This window comes from Pseudarthrobacter oxydans (assembly GCF_030812335.1).
Classification (GTDB): Bacteria; Actinomycetota; Actinomycetes; order Actinomycetales; family Micrococcaceae; genus Arthrobacter; species Arthrobacter oxydans_B.
Window position 1 is genome coordinate 24702 of record NZ_JAUSSN010000012.1, and the last position, 16298, is coordinate 40999.

A 16298-nucleotide genomic window follows, 5' to 3' on the forward strand; every position below is an offset into this window, starting at 1 on the left:
TACCGGCGCCCACCGCAACGCGGGGTCACCTCGCGCCCATGCCGTGGCCCGGGATGGGCGCGATCTGGCCCCGCGTTGTCCCTGGTGAGGGCTGGCCGGGGCCGTGGGGTCAGCGGACCCCCGGGCGGGACGCAGAGAAGATCGCCGGCGCTGGCCCTGCGCCGGTGGCGAGGTCGGCGAGGATCCGCCCGATCACGGGGGTGAATTTGAACCCGTGTCCGGAGAAGCCGGCGCCGATCACGAGCGGTCCGATGCGGTCGAGGATGAAGTTCTCGTCCACGGTGGTGGTGTAGGTGCAGCTGATGTCGGTAAAGGAGTCCGCGTCCACTCCGGGCAGCCAGCGCCGCGCGTAACGCTGCAGCGCACGCATCTGCGCAGGCTCCGGCGTGAACGACCTTCGGTCCGGGTCCACAACGGGCCCCACCCCGTGCCAGCCGGCCTTGACCCCCTCGCCGGGTGTCGGCATGCCGTAGACCGGCGAGTACCAGTCGGCGAACTCCGCGCCCCGGCCCGGGACGTGGTTGAACCCGGGCCACAGCGCACCCCCGTCCGCAATGGCGAAGTGCGCCGGCTGCTCCTGCGTCACGGTGAGGCGGGGGAGGGGCGCCTGCGTGCCGAGCAGTTTCGCGGTCCAGGCGCCGGCGGTGACCACGGCCTGCCGGGCGGTCATTACCTCGGTGCGGCCGCCGGCGTCGACCGTGAGCCGGACGCCGTCGTCCTCCACGGCGAGATCCAGCACCTTGACCCGGTGCCGGATGTCCGCCCCGCGGCCCGCAGCGAGGCGCTGCAGGACCGGCAGCGCCGCATCGGGATTCAGCTGCCCGCCGTCGGGCATGTGCAGCACCTGCTGGTCGAACCGGATGCCGCGCCAGCGTTCGGCGGCTTCCGCGGCTCTCAGGAATTCGGCCCGCAGCCCGGCCCCGCGCAGGGCGGTCCGCACCTCGCCCAGGCGCGGATCAGTGCCGTGGTTCACGATGCCGGTGCGCGCCAGGAGGCGCTCGCCGCCGTCCGCCTCGAGCTCGTCCCACAGCCTGACGGCCTCGGCCAGCATCGCCACGTAGTCCGGGTCCGCATAGCCGGGATTGAAGTTCCGGGTGGCGCCGTGCGACGCGCCGTTGCGGTGTCCGGGGCTGAACTGCTCCAGCAGGGTAACGGCCCGGCCGCGGCTGGCCAGGGCCCAGGCGGCCGCCGAGCCCATGGCCCCGCCTCCGATGACGACGGTGTCCAGGCTGGTTGTCATGGGTCCTCCGGAGGGTGTTGGTGCTGGCATAAGGGAGCGTCAGGCAAGGCAAGGCGTCAGGCAAGCAGCAGCGCGACGCCGATCATGGCCGGGACGGCGACGATGGTCGTGATGAGCACGGTGTCCTTGGCGACCGTGAGGCCGGTCTGGTACCGACTGGCGGCGACGAAGACGTTCTGCGCCGTGGGCAGGGCCGAGGTGACGACGACCGCGAAGAGCGCCAGGTCCTCCATGCCGAGGGCGAAGCGGGCGAAGACATAGGCCAGCGCCGGGTGGACGATGAGCTTGAAACCGCTGGCCAGCAGGGTGTCCAGGCGCCGGCCGGCCGAGGCCTGCAGCGGCCGGGAGCCGTTGAGGCTCATGCCGAAGGCCAGCAGCATGGCCGGAATCGCGGCGCCGCCGATCAGGTGGATGGGCTGCATCACCAGCTCCGGGACCTGCCAGCCCGTCCCCGCGACGAGGAGGCCGAGGCCGGAGCCCACGATCATCGGATTCCGCAGGATCATAAGCCCGAACCCCAGCGGCGTCGTCCGGTGGCTGCTGGTGGTGGCGTCGAGCGCCATGAGGAACAGAGGTGTGAAGAAGGCCAGCTGGAAGATCAGCAGCGGGGCCACGTAGCTGGCGTCTCCGAGGACGTAGACGGCGATGGGGATGCCCAGGTTGGCGGAGTTGGCCAGCGAGGCGCCCATCGAGGACATCAGCGATTCCGGCACCGAGCGTTTGAGTAGGAAGCGGACGATGATGAAGAAGAGCGCCGCCGTCGCGATGGCCCCGAACGCTGTGACCAGGAGCGGCGCGGCGAAGATGTCCTGCAGTTTGGACTTGCTCAGTGTTTCGAACAGCAGGGCCGGGCTGGCGACGAAGAACGTCAGGGCGCTCAGCACGGAGCGGGCGTTCTCGCCCAGGATGCCGCGCCGGCCGACGAACATGCCCACCAGGATGATGCACCAGACCACAAAGAAGCCGGCCAGGACCCCTAGCACGCGGCGGTCCGCGGCGTGGAAGGCGGGGAAGGGGTGGCAGTCACCCTCCCAGACTAATCAGCTTTAATAATGCCGGGCGCCTGTTACGGCGGAAGTACGTCCGCGGTTTGCAGGCGTCAGTTGAGCGCGGCGTTGTTCAGGGCGTACGGCGGGCGCATGATCCCGGGGGTGTGGCCCTCCGCGGGATCGTTGCCGATCTGGACAATCTTGTTGTCCTTGTCCACATGGACCACCTTGGGGCTGTAGGCCTTGGCCTCATCCGTGGTCATCTGGGCGTAGGTGATCAGAATGACGATGTCGTTCTCGTGCATGAGGTGCGCGGCAGCGCCGTTGATCCCGATGACGCCGGAACCGCGCTCGCCGGCGATCGTGTAGGTCTCCAGCCGGGCGCCGTTGGTGACGTCAACTATGGACACCAGTTCGCCGGGCAGGATGTCGGCCGCTTCCAGGAGATCCAGGTCCACGGTGACCGAACCGACATAGTGGAGGTCCGCGTGCGTGACCGTGGCGCGGTGGATTTTGGACTTGAATATTGTGCGATTCATAACGGCACCAGTCTAGCGCCGGCCCGCCGGAATCGCTGTGAGCCAACCGACACCGCCGGCCACGTTACGGGCCGGCGGGCGGGATGGACGCGGCAGTCTCGGCGAGGATCTCTCGGGCGGCGAGGATGGCCGGGCGCTTGGCGCTCGAGCGCCGCACCGAGGTGAAGATGGTCCGGTGCGGATCACCCGGCAGAGTGATCAGTTGCGACGTCGTCCCCCGGCCGGTCCAGACCAGGTCCGGCATGAGGGCCACGGCGTTGCCGGATTCGATCAGCCGGATCTGGGCCTGCAGGTCGGCCGTCTCGTAGCGGACGTCGGGTTCGAACCCGGCGCTGCGGCAGGCCTGCTCGGCCCAGTGCCGTGACGCCGCCCCGCGCGGCTCCATCACCCAGGCCAGTCCGGCGGTGTCCGGAAGGGTCGTGACCGCCGGACGGTCGGGGGAACGCGGCGGAACGGCGAGGCGGATCGCATCGCTGGTGAGCCGGAGCCGGTCGAGTTCGGCATACCGGGGCGCCGCGTGTCCGGGGTACTGCTCGGCAATGACCAGGTCGAAGTCCCGGGCCCAGGTCTCGTGAAGTGCCGTTTCGGGTTCCCGCTGGATCATTTCAATCCGCACCTCGGGATAGCGCGACGACATCCGGGTGAGGGCGTCCGGCATCAGGGCGAGCGCCGCGGACTGGAAGACAGCGATACGGACCGTGCCCGTCACGGTGGTCAGCGAAGCGGCCAGGTCAGCCTCGGCCTGCTCCAGGGTTTCCAGCAGCTGCGCCGTGTGGGCCACCAGGACCTCGGCCTGCGGGGTGAGCTGGACCCGGCGTCCGGTCTTGCGGAGCAGCTCGACGCCGGCTTCCTTTTCCAGGAGGGCCAGCTGCTGTGAGACCGAGGAGGGGCTGTACTGGAGGGCCTCCGCGACTTCGGCCAGGGTGCCCCGGATCTTCAGTTCGCGCAACAGGCGCAACCGCCGGACATCCAGCATCGCTATTCCTTTGTGAATTCTAACGGTTATTGATTAGGAGAATTCACTTTATCTAATGCAATCCCGGTTGCATACTGTTGTCGTTCAGTAATTCCCATCACAGGGTGGATTGATGGGCATCACACCTAAGCAGGAGACCCTGATGGCTACAAAAGACATAGACAGGTCGATCATGCGGCGGAAGCCCATCGACGACATCGAGGAAGAAAACCTACACAGCGGACTGATGAAGAGCCTCGGGCTCTGGCAGCTGACGGCCATCGGCGTCGGCGGCATCATCGGCGTCGGAATCTTTTCCCTGGCGGGACTCGTGGCCCACGGCAGCGAGACCGAGCCCGGCGTCGGGCCGGCCGTGCTGTTCTCCTTCCTGATCGCGGGCCTCGCCTCCGCGGCGGCCGCCTTGTCCTACGCCGAATTCGCCGGCATGATCCCGCGGGCAGGCTCGGCCTATACCTACGGCTACGTCGCGCTCGGTGAGATCATTGGCTGGTTCATCGGCTGGGACCTGCTGCTCGAATACATCGCGATTGTGGCCGTGGTGGCGATCGGCATTTCCGGCTATTTCGACGCATTCCTGACCGGCATCGGGATCCAGATGCCCGCCTGGATGACCTCGACGCCGGATGAGGGGGCCGGGGGCATCGTGAACATCCCGGCGATTGTCGTCTGCCTCCTGGTGACGTGGATCCTGTCCCGCGGTGCCAAGACCTTCGGGCGGTTCGAGCTCATTGCCGTGGGCTTCAAGGTCGTCCTCATCCTGTTCATCATCGGCCTGGGCATCTTCTACATCAATACGGAGAACTACGACCCGTTTATGCCCAGCGGATTCGGTCCGGTCGTGGCGGGCGCGGCCACGGTGTTCTTCGCCGTGTTCGGTTACGACGCGATGAGCACAGCCGCGGAGGAGGCGAAGGACGGCAAAAAGCACATGCCCAAGGCCATCATCTATTCCCTCATCGTCGCAATGATCCTCTACGTGGCGGCCACGCTGGTCCTCACCGGCATGCAGAACTACCAGGACATCGACCCCAAGGCCGGGTTCGCCTCCGCGTTCAACGGGGTGGGGCTGCCGGTCGTTGCCACGATCATCTCCGTTTTCGCGGTGATGTCCATCCTGACCGTGATGCTCACCTTCCTGCTCGGGGTCACCCGCGTGTGGTTCTCGATGAGCCGCGACGGGCTGCTCCCCGGCTGGTTCGCCAAGACGGACCACCACGGCACCCCGCAGCGCGTCACCTGGATCGCCGGGATCGGCTCGGCCCTGCTGGCCGGCGTCTTCCCGATCAAGGCCGTGGCCGACCTCACCAACATCGGCATCCTGGCCGCGTTCGTCGTCGTCTGCTTCTCGGTCATCGTGTTCCGCTACACGAAGCCCGACGCCCCGCGCACCTTCCGCCTGCCGTGGATGCCGGTGGTTCCGGCCTTCGGTGTGCTGGCCTCGGCGTTCCTGATGCTTCAACTGCACTGGGAGACCTGGGCCCGCTTCGGCGTCTGGCTCGTCATCGGCCTGATCATCTACTTCGGCTACGGACGCAAGCACTCGCTGATGAACCCGGACAGCCCGCGGCACGAAGAGCTCGTGGAGATGCACCGCCCCCTCGCCTAACCGACAACCCGAGTTGCGCTATCACTTTTGGCTCCCATTCCCGCCTTTTGGGAGCCAAAAGTGATAGCGCATTCGTGTGTGCGGGGACTGTTGAGCCACCGCGAGAACCTTCGATTTTTCTAACCAGTATTGCTCGGAAAACATCGCTTTATCTTATGAAAATCCGGTCGCATACTGAGTCTAGAACGGTCCACATATTGAGAAAGAACGAGTACCAGCCATGACCAACATTTCAACGGAGTCCGGTGTGATTGCCGGCAGCGCCGCCGGGCACGCACCCGTCTCGGAAGGCTCCCCGGTCCTCGAGGCCGCAGCCCTCGCCGAGGAGACCATCGGGCTGGTACGCCACTGGCTCACCGAGGCGGCGAAGGTCCCGGTGGACGCCTCCGCCGAGCAGCTGGCCGGTGTCCTGAAGGATCCCAACGGCCTGGACTTCACCGTCGGGTTCGTCGACGGCGTCGTCCGCCCCGAGGACCTGGCGGTCGCCGCCCGCAACCTCGCCGCGCTGGCCCCCAAGGTCCCCGCCTTCCTGCCCTGGTACATGCGCGGCGCCGTCCGCCTCGGCGGCACCGTGGCTCCGGCGCTGCCGCAGGTGGTCATCCCGATCGCCCGCCGCGTGCTCCGTGAGATGGTCGGCCACCTCATCGTCGATGCCACCGACGCCAAGCTGGGCCCGGCCATCGCCAGGATCCGCAAAGACGGCATCAAGCTCAACGTCAACCTCCTGGGCGAGGCCGTGCTCGGCGAGCACGAGGCCTCACGCCGCCTCGAGGGAACGCACAAGCTGCTCGCCCGCCCCGACGTCGACTACGTCTCCATCAAGGTCTCCTCCACGGTGGCCCCGCACTCGGCCTGGGCCTTCGACGAGGCTGTGGAGCACGTCGTCGAGAAGCTCACCCCGCTCTTCACCCGCGCCGCCTCCTTTGCCGCCGGCGGAGGGAAGGCCAAGTTCATCAACCTGGACATGGAGGAGTACAAGGACCTGGACATGACCATCGCGGTCTTCACCCGGATCCTGGACAAGCCGGAGTTCAAGGACCTCGAGGCCGGCATTGTGCTGCAGGCCTACCTCCCGGACGCGCTCGCCGCCATGATCCGCCTGCAGGACTGGGCCTCCGCCCGCCGCGCCGCCGGCGGCGCCGCGGTCAAGGTCCGCGTGGTGAAGGGCGCCAACCTGCCGATGGAGCAGGTCGAGGCGTCGCTGCACGACTGGCCGCTCGCCACCTGGGGCACCAAGCAGGACTCGGACACCAACTACAAGCGCGTCATCAACTACGCGCTGCACCCGGACCGGATACGCAACATCCGGATCGGCGTCGCCGGCCACAACCTCTTCGACATCGCGTTCGCCTGGCTGCTGGCCAAGCAGCGCGGCATCGCGGATACCGCACAGCAGAGTATTGAGTTTGAGATGCTGCTCGGCATGGCCCAGGGCCAGGCGGAAGCCGTCAGACAAGACGTCGGCTCGCTCCTGCTCTACACCCCGGTGGTCCACCCGGCCGAGTTCGACGTCGCGATCGCCTACCTGATCCGCCGGCTCGAGGAAGGCGCCAGCCAGGACAACTTCATGTCCGCGGTCTTTGAACTCAGCGAGAACGAATCCCTCTTCGAGCGCGAGAAGCAGCGCTTCCGCGCCTCCCTGGACCGGCTCGACGACGAGGTCCCGCCGCCCAACCGCCGGCAGAACCGCAGCCTTCCCACCGAGCCGATGCCGCACGACTCCTTCGAGAACACCCCGGACACCGACCCCTCGCTGCCGGCCAACCGCGACTGGGGCCGCGCCATCCTGGAGCGGGTCCCGTCCTCGACCCTCGGCAACGCCGCCGTGGCCGCGGCCACCATCAACGATGAGCAGACCCTCAACACGGTGATCGACACCGCGGTGGAAAAGGGCAAGGCCTGGGGCGCGCTCTCCGGCGACGAGCGGGCGGCGGTCCTGCACCGCGCCGGCGATGTCCTGGAAGCCCGCCGCGCCGAACTGCTGGAGGTTATGGCCAGCGAAACCGGCAAGACCATCGACCAGGGCGACCCGGAGGTCAGCGAGGCTGTCGACTTCGCGCACTACTACGCCGAAGCGGCCCGCAAGCTCGACGACGTCGACGGCGCCACCTTCGTCCCGGCCAAGCTCACCGTGGTGACCCCGCCGTGGAACTTCCCGGTGGCCATTCCGGCCGGCTCCACCCTGGCCGCCCTCGCCGCCGGCTCCGCCGTCGTGATCAAGCCCGCCAAGCAGGCCCGCCGCAGCGGTGCCGTGATGATCGAGGCCCTCTGGGAGGCCGGCGTCCCGCGGGATGTCCTGACCATGGTCCAGCTGGGTGAGCGCGAGCTTGGCCGGCAGCTGATATCCCACCCCGCGGTGGACCGGGTGATCCTCACCGGCGGCTACGAGACCGCCGAACTGTTCCGTTCCTTCCGCCCGGACCTGCCGCTGCTGGCCGAGACCAGCGGCAAGAACGCCATCATCGTCACGCCGAGCGCCGACCTGGACCTCGCCGCCAAGGACGTCGCCTACTCCGCCTTCGGCCACGCCGGGCAGAAGTGCTCCGCCGCCTCGCTGGTGATCCTGGTGGGGTCCGTGGCCAAGTCCAAGCGGTTCCACAACCAGCTGATCGACGCCGTCACCTCCCTGAAGGTCGGCTACCCGGAGGATCCGTCCAGCCAGATGGGCCCGATCATCGAACCCGCCGGCGGCAAGCTGCTCAACGCCTTGACCACCCTCGGCGAAGGCGAAAGCTGGGCCGTCGAGCCGAAGCAGCTGGACGGGACGGGCAAGCTGTGGAGCCCGGGCGTCCGGTACGGCGTGCGCCGCGGCTCCTACTTCCACCTCACCGAATTCTTCGGCCCCGTCCTGGGCGTGATGACCGCCGCAACCCTGGAGGACGCCATCGCCATCCAGAACCAGATCGAGTACGGCCTCACCTCCGGGCTGCACTCGCTGGACCCGGCAGAACTGGACCTCTGGCTCGAGACGGTCCAGGCCGGCAACCTCTACGTCAACCGCGGCATCACCGGCGCCATCGTGCAGCGCCAGCCCTTCGGCGGCTGGAAGAAGTCCGCCGTCGGCGCCGGCACCAAGGCCGGCGGGCCCAACTACCTCGTCGGGCTCGGCGAGTGGGTCAGCAAGCCCAGCTCCGCGGCTGGCCAGGGGGCCGCACATGCCGGCGTCCGCCGGCTCGAGCAGGCAGCCCACGGCTTCCTGGCCGACGGCGAACTGGAACCGCTGCAGCGCGCCCTGGCCTCCGACGCCCTCGCCTGGGCCGAGGAATTCGGCACCGCCAAGGACGTCTCCGGTCTCAGTGCCGAGCGGAACATCTTCCGCTACCGGGCCCTGCCGGTCACGGTGCGGCTCTCCGAAGGCGAACGTCTCGCCGACCTGGTCCGGACCGTAGCGGCGGGCGTCCTGGCGGGCTCCGCGCTGACGGTCTCCACCGCCGTCGACCTCCCCGCCCGGCTGCGCACCGTGCTCGCGGGCCTCGGCATCGACGTGACCGTGGAGAACGACGCCGACTGGCTGGCCTCCGCGGGCAGGCTCGCCGGCGCGGCCCGGCTCGCAACCTCGCGGATCCGGCTCATCGGCGGGGACGCCAAGGCCCTGGCCGAGGCGACCGGCGGGCGTCCCGATCTGGCGGTCTACTTCCACCCGGTCACCGAAGCCGGACGCGTTGAACTGCTGCCATTCCTGCACGAGCAAGCTGTCAGCATCACGGCGCACCGCTTCGGCACCCCGAACCACATCTCGGACGGACTGATCTAGGGCCCGCGTTTCCGGGGGCGCACACCCCTGGCAGACAGCACAAACGAGCCGGGCGGCCACCCTCCAATAGTGGCCGCCCGGCTCGTGGTTTATGTGGCTCGGCTACGAGCCTGCCGGCTGATTCAGCCGAAGTACCAGCCCGGGGGAACCCACGAGGCAGGGACGGCGTGGGCGGAGAAGTCGTCGCAGCCGGAGCAGAAGTACGTGACTTCGCCCAGCTTGTTGATGGAACCGTCCCGGTGGTGAGTGGCCGGGACGAAAGTCTCAAGGTAGATGAACTCGTCGGTGCCGCAGCGTTCGCAGTAGGGGCTGCCGACGTACTCGGCCTCCACCAGGGTCGTCAGGTGCGGGTCCAGACGTCCGCGGCTGGGGTGGTGCGCGGCGGAACCGCGGTGCACTACCTGGGAAAGAGGGCCCGCCTGCTTGAGGCCTCTGGCTGATGCGGGACTGTGGGGGCGGTTAACGGCTGGCGTCATTGTCGGCCTATCCCGAACGCTTCCGGAGGTCGCCGTACGGCAGACACACAGGACAGCGTCCGTATTTCGAATCGTTGTCATTGGCCTCTGCTTGACCTTCAACACACTCAGGATAAGCCACGAACTCGAGTGGATCAATGGTATGCGTAAGTACGCAATCCGAGTAGGTACATCAAGGAGTACGCAGGTGCCGCTCCCGGGCGCTCAGGCGGGGCGCTTCAGGGTCCGGCCCGCGATGGTCTGGGTCAGGGCCTCGATCACCTCGGTGTTGGCCAGCGGGTTGCGGATCAGGGTGAAATCGACGTCGCCCACCGGCGGCAGGTCGAAGCGCCGGGTGATGATCTTCAGGTCGTCCGGCACCAGCGACGACGGCATGACCGCCACCCCGATCCCGGCGCGGACCGCGGCCAGCACCCCGCTGATCTGCCGCGTGGTGCACGTGATCCGCCAGGTCCGGCCGGCGGATTCGAGCGCGTCGATGGCCAGCTTCCGGCTCAGGCTGGGAGCGGGGTAGGCGATCAGCGGCACCGACTCCGCCGGATCCAGCAGTGTCTGTTCCAAGCCCACCCAGGCGAAGGAGTCCTGCTGCACCACGGTGCCGTCCTTGGCCCCGGCCACCCATTTGACGAAGACAAGGTCCAGCTGGCCGGCGTTGAGCCGCTTGTAGAGCTGGTCGCTTTGACCCACCGTCAGTTCCAGGTTGATCTGCGGGTAGACCTGCCGGAACTCCCGCAGGATCCTCGGCAGGCCGGTGATCGCAAGGTCGTCCGCCGTGCCGAAGCGCAGCCGGCCGCGCATGGCCGAGCCGGAGAAGTAGCGGGAGGCGGCGTCGTGCGCGGACAGGATGCTGCGGGCAAACCCCGCCATGGCGTCCCCGTTGTCGGTCAGGCGCACGTCCCGGGTGTCCCGTGCCACCAGGACCCGCTTCGCGGCGGCCTCGAGCTTGCGCACGTGCTGGCTGACCGTCGGCTGCGCCAGGCCCAGGCGTTCCGCGGCCTTGGTGAAGCTCAGGGTTTCCGCCACGGCCAGGAAGGACCGCAGCTGGGCGGGTTCGAACATGCGGTCTCCTGAACTGCGGCGTTCTCGCGCCGCATTGCGTTTCGTAATGCGAGTTATGCGGTGAATAAGCTTCCACAATCTGTTGCGGCCAGCTTAGCGTTAAGGCATTCCCGCTCACCCGCTCCCTTGAGGACTTTCTGTGGCACCCCCTCCGCCGTTCGAGGCCAACGTAACTGCACTCCCGGACACCAACACCGCGCCCATCGCCGTCGTCAGCCAGCGGCTTCCCTGGCGCCACACCTTCATCTCGCTGAAAGTCCGCAATTTCCGCATCTTCGCGATCGGCCACTTCATCGCCGTGATCGCCATCTGGATGCAGCGGATTGCCCAGGACTGGCTGGTGCTCCAGCTCTCCGGTTCCGTCACCGCCGTCGGGATCACGGTGGCGCTGCAGTTCCTGCCCTCGCTGTTCCTGGGCCCGTGGGCGGGCATGATGGCGGACCGCTTCGCGAAGCGGAAGATCCTGATGCTGTGCCAGTCGGTGGCAGCCGTGCTGGCGGCCATCCTCGCGGCGCTGGCGCTGAGCCAGCGGATCGAGGTCTGGCACGTGTACGCGATCGCCCTGGCCCTGGGCCTGGTCACCGTGCTGGACCAGCCCGCGCGGCAGGTCTTCGTCAATGAACTCGTCGGCCCGGCCTACCTCCGGAACGCCATCAGCGTGAATTCCACGACCTTCCAGCTCGGCGGCCTGATCGGGCCGGCGCTCGCCGGGCTGCTGCTGACCGCGGTGGGGGCCGGCTGGGCGTTCGCCGCGAACGCCGTCGCCTGCTGCTTCACCGTCGCGATGCTGCTCACGCTGCGCAAGGACCAGCTGCACATCAGCCCGCCGGTACCCAAGCGCAAGGGCATGCTGCGGGAGGGGCTGAACTATGCGCTGAGCAAACCCACCATCTACTGGCCGTGGCTGATGGCCGGCTTCATCGCCGTGTTCGCGATGAGCCTGCCGGTGCTGCTGGCGGCCTTCGCGGACAACGTCTACGACGTCGGCGCCGGCGGCTACGGCCTGCTGAACGCGCTGGTGGCCCTCGGGGCGCTGGCCGGGGCCATCACCTCCGCGCGCAGGCGGGAACTGAGGCTGCGCTCGGTGATCCTGGGGGCTGGAATGTACGGGCTGATGCTCTGCCTCGCCTCGCTGGCGCCCTCCATGGTGTGGTTCGGGGCGGCGATGGTGCTGGCCGGGTTCTGGTGCCTGATGTTCCTGACCGCCGCCAACCAGCTGGTCCAGATCAGCTCCAATATGGCCATCCGCGGGCGCGTCATGAGCCTGTACATCATGGTGCTGATCGGCGGGCAGGCCATCGGCGGGCCGATGCTCGGCTGGCTGGCCGAGCATGTGGATCCGCACACGGCGATCCTGGTCTCCGGCGGGGTGCCGGCGCTGGCTGCGGCGACGGTCGCCGTCGTGCTGGCGCGCCGCGACCAGCTGATGCTCAAGGTGGACCTGAAGGACCGGCGGCGGCTCGTGAGGATTGTCTGCGCAGCCGCCACACCCTAGCTTTCCGCAAAGTTTTTCGGACAGCCGCTGCGTGGATCCACGCAGCGGCTGTCCTTTTCCGCAGCGGAAACCGGGGGGCGGCGCTAGTCCGCCAGCAGCAGGTGCGGGTACTCCGCATTCCGCTGCTGGAACTGCAGGACGTCCGGGTTGAGGACCACGCCGTCGCGGATTTCGATCGCACGGCGGATGGTCTCGTTCCCGGCCCAGGCCCCGGGGCCGGCGATCACGGTCTCCAGGAACGGCAGCAGCGCCTCGCTGATTTCCCAGCTGGAGGAGTTCCAGAGGTAGGACGGGCTGTGGTCCACCGCGTAGTAGTCGATATGGTCCCCGACCTTGAACATCGGCTCGGCGAACGTGGTGGTTTTCGCCCAGCTGAAGCCCATGCCCTCGTCACAGGACACGTCCACGATCAGGCTTCCCGGCCGGAAGGCGTCCAGGTCCTCGGTGCGCAGGTACGTCAGCGGCGCGTTCGGGTCCTGCAGGGTGCAGTTGACCACGATGTCGCTCTCGGCAAGGAACGGCGCCAGCGGCACGCGGCCCCGCTCGGTGATGACCTGGCTGAGGAACGGCGCCTCGTGGTCGTGGTCGAACTGGGCGATCCGCACCGAATGGATGGGGGAGCCCACCGCGGCAACCCCGCGGTTGGTCAGCACCTGGACGTCATGGATGCCGTGGGCGTTGAGGGCCGTGACCGCGCCGCGGGCCGTGGCCCCGAAGCCGATGACGACGGCGCTCAGCCGCCGGCCGTAATCCCCGGTGGTACCGGTCAGGGCCAGGGCGTGCAGCACGGAGCAGTAGCCGGCCAGTTCGTTGTTCTTGTGGAACACGTGCAGGCCGAAGCCGCCGTCGCTGGCCCAGTGGTTCATCGCCTCGAAGGCGATCAGGGTGAGCTTCTTGTCGATCGCCAGCTGGGTGATGGCCCGGTCCTGGACGCAGTGCGGCCAGCCCCAGAGGATCTGCCCGTCCCGCAGTTCGGCGAGGTCCTCGGGCTGCGGCTTGGGCAGGAGGACGACGTCGGCCTCGGCCAGCAGCTGCGCGCGCGGGACGATGCGCCCCACGAGCGGTGCCAGGTGCTCGTCCGAAACACCGAAGCGCTCGCCGTAGCCCTCTTCCAGGATCAGCTGCTCCCGGAGCTCCGGGGCGATGCGGTCCAGATGGAGGGGGTGGATCGGGAGGCGCCGCTCGTCAGGTTTCCGCGTAGTGGCAAGGACTCCGAGGGTGAGGTGGCTCATGGCGCCGCTCACTTCTTTTTGGGACTCGCCGGCTTGGAGCTGGTGGCCTTGTCCAGGGAGCTTGGCGGCGCTGCAGCGGTCCGCTTGTCGGCCCGCTTTTCCTTGATGGATTTGCCGGACTTCTTGGATGCTGCTTGACGGGGGGATTTGTCAGCCATGATCGCTCCTGTAGCGGAACCGGAGAGGTTCCTGACTTCGAACGATACAGGTAGCGACCTAACGGTCCGGGAGGTCCGCCGGGCCGGGTTCCGGCCGTGGCCGTGCGGGTAATTGGAGCGGCTGACGGGAATCGAACCCGCGTATCAAGCTTGGGAAGCTAGCGCTCTACCATTGAGCTACAGCCGCAGTGGGACCGTCCGAAAGGCCGGACCTGGTCCCGGGGAACAACGAGATTTACCTTACCCCAGCCGGAAGCCTTCTCAGAACACCCGCGCCGTTTTCTGCTCGCGTCCAGGGCGCACAGCAATGGACGCTGGGGAGAAAACCGAGGGACGGGGCGCGTGGCGCGGCCCGTCCCTCCCGCCCGTTCTCCGTCAGCCGCCCTGGCGTGCCATGTGGCGCGCGGCGCGGAGACCGAAGACGACGGCGGGTCCGATGGTCGAGCCCGGACCGGGGTACGTCCGCCCCATGACGGACGCGGAGTTGTTGCCCGCCGAGTAGAGGCCCTCGATGACAGTGCCGTCCTCCCTCAGCGCCCGGGCCTCGGCGTCGGTGACGACGCCGCCCTTGGTGCCGAGGTCGCCGATCACGACCCGGAACGCGGTGAACGGCCCCTTCTCGAGCGGGCCGAGGCAGGCGTTCGGGTGGACCGTCGGGTCGCCGTAGTAGCGGTCGTAGGCGGAGTTGCCGCGGCCGAAGTCGCCGTCAACCCCGGACCGGGCGAAGCCGTTGAACCGGTGGATGGTCGCCTCCAGCCGGGCGGGATCCATGGTGAGCTTCGCGGCGAGTTCGGCGACTGTGTCCGCCTTGACCATGATGCCCGCCTCCTTCATGGCCTGGTTGTTCTTCGGATCGATCGCGAACGTGCGCAGGTAGCGGCGGGCGTGCCGCACGTCGCCGACGATCCAGTACGGGCCGTCCTTGTCGTGTTCGAGCATGTGGTGGCCGAGGTCGACGTAGGACTCGGACTCGTTCGCGAACCGGTCACCCTTGGCGTCGAGGATGACCGAGTAGGGCAGGGAACGCTCTCCGACGATGAACGCCGGGCCGTGGCCGGGCGCTGCGGCGATCGATCCGCCCCACCACGCGTCGTCCATCAGCTCGAGCGCGGCGCCGTTGTCCTGTGCGATCTCGATGGGGCGGCCGAGGTTGCCCGGGGCGCCCGACGGGTCGCCGTCGATCCCGTGGTGCTTCTGGCGGAGGTCCTTGTTGTGGTCGAAGCCGCCGCCGGCGAGCATCACGCCACGCGTCGCGCCGATGGTCAGCGGCCGGCCGTCGCGCGTGACCCGCACCCCGACAACTCGGCCACCCTCGATGACGAGGTCCTGCAGCGGCGCATTCAGCCACAACTCAGCACCCTGCTGCTGCACCACCACATCGAGGAACGCGGCGGCGAACCCGGCGCCGATGCCACCGAGCTTCTTGCCGGTGACTGCGCCGCCGAGGGCGCGGAAGACGAGCTGCGCCCCGCGGACAAAGCCGGCTGGCGTCGACCAGGCGCGGCCCAGGAGCCACACGTCGTCGGTCTTGATCGGCAGCGCGGCGGGCGCCTGGCAGGTCTTCCACCAGTCGCCGATTTTATTGATGTCGAAAGGCTTCACCTCGAGGCCGCGGCCGATCTTGCCGCCCGGGAGCTCAGGGTAGTAATCGGGGTAGTCCGCAGCACGCACGAACGTCACGCCGTACTTCTCAGCGGTGGTGACGAAATCGGCGACGCCGTCGACAAAGGCCTCCTTGCGGGCCCGCCGCGTGGCGCGGCCCTCATCGCCGACCGTCGCCTCCAGGTAGGTCAGCGCCTCGTCGCGGGAATCGCCGGCGCCGTCGCGCTGCATGAGCGGGTTGTTGGGCATCCACATACCGCCCCCGGACATCGACGTGTTGCCGCCCCACTTCCCGGTGCTTTCCAGGAGGAGGACCCGCAGGCCCTCGTCTGCGGCGCCCATGGCTGTCGCAAGTCCGGCGGCACCGGTGCCGACGACGACGACGTCATAGCTGTGATCAGTGGACTTCGACTCTGACATGCCTTGCTCCTTCGCTTCCCGGACGCCTGTGTCCGGGTGGGACGTTGCCGGACTGATGCCGGGCGCTTTTCGTCACTCTATGACATAAAGAGGTTTGCGACTAGGGTGCTGACATGACCGACACCAGGACACCGACGACAGCCCGCGGGCGCCCCGTCGCGGTCACGGCTGAACAGATCGAGGCCGTCGCCCTGCGGCTCTGGTCGGAGCGCGGATTCCACGAGGTCTCCGTCGCCGACATTGCCGCCGAGGCTGGCGTCACCGCGCGCACCATCTTCCGCCGGTACCCGACGAAGGCGGACATCGTGTGGGGCCCGCTCACGGCCTCGTTCCAGCTCCTCACGGAGGCGCTCGAGCAGACCTCACCGCGGGCCCCCCTGCTTGAGCGCGCGCGCACGGCCCTTGTCGGCATGATCCGCGACGGTGACATCGACCCGACCGCCCGCCACCGGATCCGCATCGTCGGACGGACCCCCGAGCTGCAGAGCAGCACCTCGGCCCCGTTCACGCTGTGGCGGCAGAGTCTCTACGACTTCGCCGTCGCCCAACCCGGCGTCGGCGACCTCCGCGCCCAGGTGTTCGCCTGGTCCGTGCAGAGCACGGCGCTGGCCGGGCTCATCTGGTGGGTGGCGCAGGATCCGGGAACGGCCCCCTGGCAGGCCGTGGACGAGGCGTTCGCACACCTCACCGACTAAGCGGGCGCCGCCGGATACGGGACGGCGCCTGTTCGCGGAGCGTCCTGGCCGTGGCGG

13 protein-coding genes and 1 tRNA gene are annotated in these 16298 nt (G+C 68.2%); 4 read left to right on the top strand and 10 right to left on the bottom strand.

From position 1 onward, the window contains the following. Window positions 1-109: 109 nt before the first annotated feature. The 4 genes from J2W14_RS17980 to J2W14_RS17995 all read right to left on the bottom strand — a co-directional run bounded on the left by J2W14_RS17980 (window position 110) and on the right by J2W14_RS17995 (window position 3744). The gene (locus J2W14_RS17980) at window positions 110-1240 is read right to left on the bottom strand and encodes an FAD-dependent oxidoreductase (RefSeq protein WP_307465045.1); all 1131 of its coding nucleotides are present in this window, start codon (window positions 1238-1240) and stop codon (window positions 110-112) included. Window positions 1241-1296: 56 nt separating this feature from the next. Then, window positions 1297-2223 (bottom strand): AEC family transporter, encoded by a 927-nt coding sequence (locus tag J2W14_RS17985; protein WP_307465047.1) that lies wholly within the window; start codon window positions 2221-2223, stop codon window positions 1297-1299. A 116-nt stretch (window positions 2224-2339) separates the two neighbouring features. After that, window positions 2340-2768: an aspartate 1-decarboxylase gene (panD, locus tag J2W14_RS17990; RefSeq protein ID WP_307465049.1), complete on the bottom strand. Its 429-nt coding sequence runs from the start codon at window positions 2766-2768 to the stop codon at window positions 2340-2342. A 64-nt stretch (window positions 2769-2832) separates the two neighbouring features. Next, window positions 2833-3744 (bottom strand): LysR substrate-binding domain-containing protein, encoded by a 912-nt coding sequence (locus J2W14_RS17995; RefSeq protein ID WP_307465051.1) that lies wholly within the window; start codon window positions 3742-3744, stop codon window positions 2833-2835. 142 nt (window positions 3745-3886) lie between these two features. Here J2W14_RS17995 and J2W14_RS18000 point away from each other — a divergent pair, with 142 nt between their 5' ends. Continuing rightward, entirely contained in the window at window positions 3887-5350 is a 1464-nt protein-coding gene (locus J2W14_RS18000) for an amino acid permease (protein ID WP_307465053.1), read from the top strand. 220 nt (window positions 5351-5570) lie between these two features. Beyond that, window positions 5571-9104, top strand: a complete 3534-nt coding sequence (locus tag J2W14_RS18005; RefSeq protein ID WP_307465055.1) for a proline dehydrogenase family protein — start codon at window positions 5571-5573, stop codon at window positions 9102-9104. A gap of 122 nt (window positions 9105-9226) precedes the next feature. Here J2W14_RS18005 and J2W14_RS18010 read toward each other — a convergent pair whose 3' ends face one another. Both J2W14_RS18010 and J2W14_RS18015 read right to left on the bottom strand, forming a co-directional pair. Beyond that, complete coding sequence (locus J2W14_RS18010) at window positions 9227-9580, bottom strand: hypothetical protein (RefSeq protein ID WP_307465058.1); 354 nt, start codon at window positions 9578-9580, stop codon at window positions 9227-9229. A 204-nt stretch (window positions 9581-9784) separates the two neighbouring features. Next, entirely contained in the window at window positions 9785-10639 is an 855-nt protein-coding gene (locus J2W14_RS18015) for a LysR substrate-binding domain-containing protein (protein WP_307465059.1), read from the bottom strand. A gap of 139 nt (window positions 10640-10778) precedes the next feature. Here J2W14_RS18015 and J2W14_RS18020 point away from each other — a divergent pair, with 139 nt between their 5' ends. Further along, a complete protein-coding gene (locus J2W14_RS18020) occupies window positions 10779-12134 on the top strand; it encodes an MFS transporter (protein ID WP_307465061.1) in 1356 nt (451 codons plus the stop codon). 83 nt (window positions 12135-12217) lie between these two features. On the opposite strand, the gene J2W14_RS18025 is transcribed toward J2W14_RS18020, so the two are convergent. The 4 genes from J2W14_RS18025 to J2W14_RS18040 form a co-directional block, all read right to left on the bottom strand. Beyond that, a complete protein-coding gene (locus tag J2W14_RS18025) occupies window positions 12218-13366 on the bottom strand; it encodes a N(5)-(carboxyethyl)ornithine synthase (RefSeq protein ID WP_307465063.1) in 1149 nt (382 codons plus the stop codon). 8 nt (window positions 13367-13374) lie between these two features. Beyond that, window positions 13375-13524 carry a hypothetical protein gene (locus tag J2W14_RS18030; RefSeq protein WP_192815748.1) on the bottom strand — a complete coding sequence of 50 codons (150 nt, stop codon included), beginning with the start codon at window positions 13522-13524 and terminating at the stop codon, window positions 13375-13377. Between the two features lie 113 nt (window positions 13525-13637). Continuing rightward, window positions 13638-13711: transfer RNA gene (locus J2W14_RS18035), tRNA-Gly, on the bottom strand. 188 nt (window positions 13712-13899) lie between these two features. Continuing rightward, window positions 13900-15546, bottom strand: coding sequence for an FAD-dependent oxidoreductase (locus tag J2W14_RS18040; protein ID WP_307465066.1), 1647 nt, complete (start codon window positions 15544-15546; stop codon window positions 13900-13902). Window positions 15547-15659: 113 nt separating this feature from the next. Here J2W14_RS18040 and J2W14_RS18045 point away from each other — a divergent pair, with 113 nt between their 5' ends. Continuing rightward, entirely contained in the window at window positions 15660-16241 is a 582-nt protein-coding gene (locus J2W14_RS18045) for a TetR family transcriptional regulator (protein ID WP_307465068.1), read from the top strand. Window positions 16242-16298: the final 57 nt, after the last annotated feature.

Coding starts and splice junctions, on each gene's coding strand:
- J2W14_RS17980 (WP_307465045.1), bottom strand. CDS start 1,240: ATGACAACCAGCCTGGACACCGTCGTCATCGGAGGCGGGGCCATGGGC.
- panD (WP_307465049.1), bottom strand. CDS start 2,768: ATGAATCGCACAATATTCAAGTCCAAAATCCACCGCGCCACGGTCACG.
- J2W14_RS17995 (WP_307465051.1), bottom strand. CDS start 3,744: ATGCTGGATGTCCGGCGGTTGCGCCTGTTGCGCGAACTGAAGATCCGG.
- J2W14_RS18000 (WP_307465053.1), top strand. CDS start 3,887: ATGGCTACAAAAGACATAGACAGGTCGATCATGCGGCGGAAGCCCATC.
- J2W14_RS18005 (WP_307465055.1), top strand. CDS start 5,571: ATGACCAACATTTCAACGGAGTCCGGTGTGATTGCCGGCAGCGCCGCC.
- J2W14_RS18010 (WP_307465058.1), bottom strand. CDS start 9,580: ATGACGCCAGCCGTTAACCGCCCCCACAGTCCCGCATCAGCCAGAGGC.
- J2W14_RS18015 (WP_307465059.1), bottom strand. CDS start 10,639: ATGTTCGAACCCGCCCAGCTGCGGTCCTTCCTGGCCGTGGCGGAAACC.
- J2W14_RS18025 (WP_307465063.1), bottom strand. CDS start 13,366: ATGAGCCACCTCACCCTCGGAGTCCTTGCCACTACGCGGAAACCTGAC.
- J2W14_RS18030 (WP_192815748.1), bottom strand. CDS start 13,524: ATGGCTGACAAATCCCCCCGTCAAGCAGCATCCAAGAAGTCCGGCAAA.
- J2W14_RS18040 (WP_307465066.1), bottom strand. CDS start 15,546: ATGTCAGAGTCGAAGTCCACTGATCACAGCTATGACGTCGTCGTCGTC.
- J2W14_RS18045 (WP_307465068.1), top strand. CDS start 15,660: ATGACCGACACCAGGACACCGACGACAGCCCGCGGGCGCCCCGTCGCG.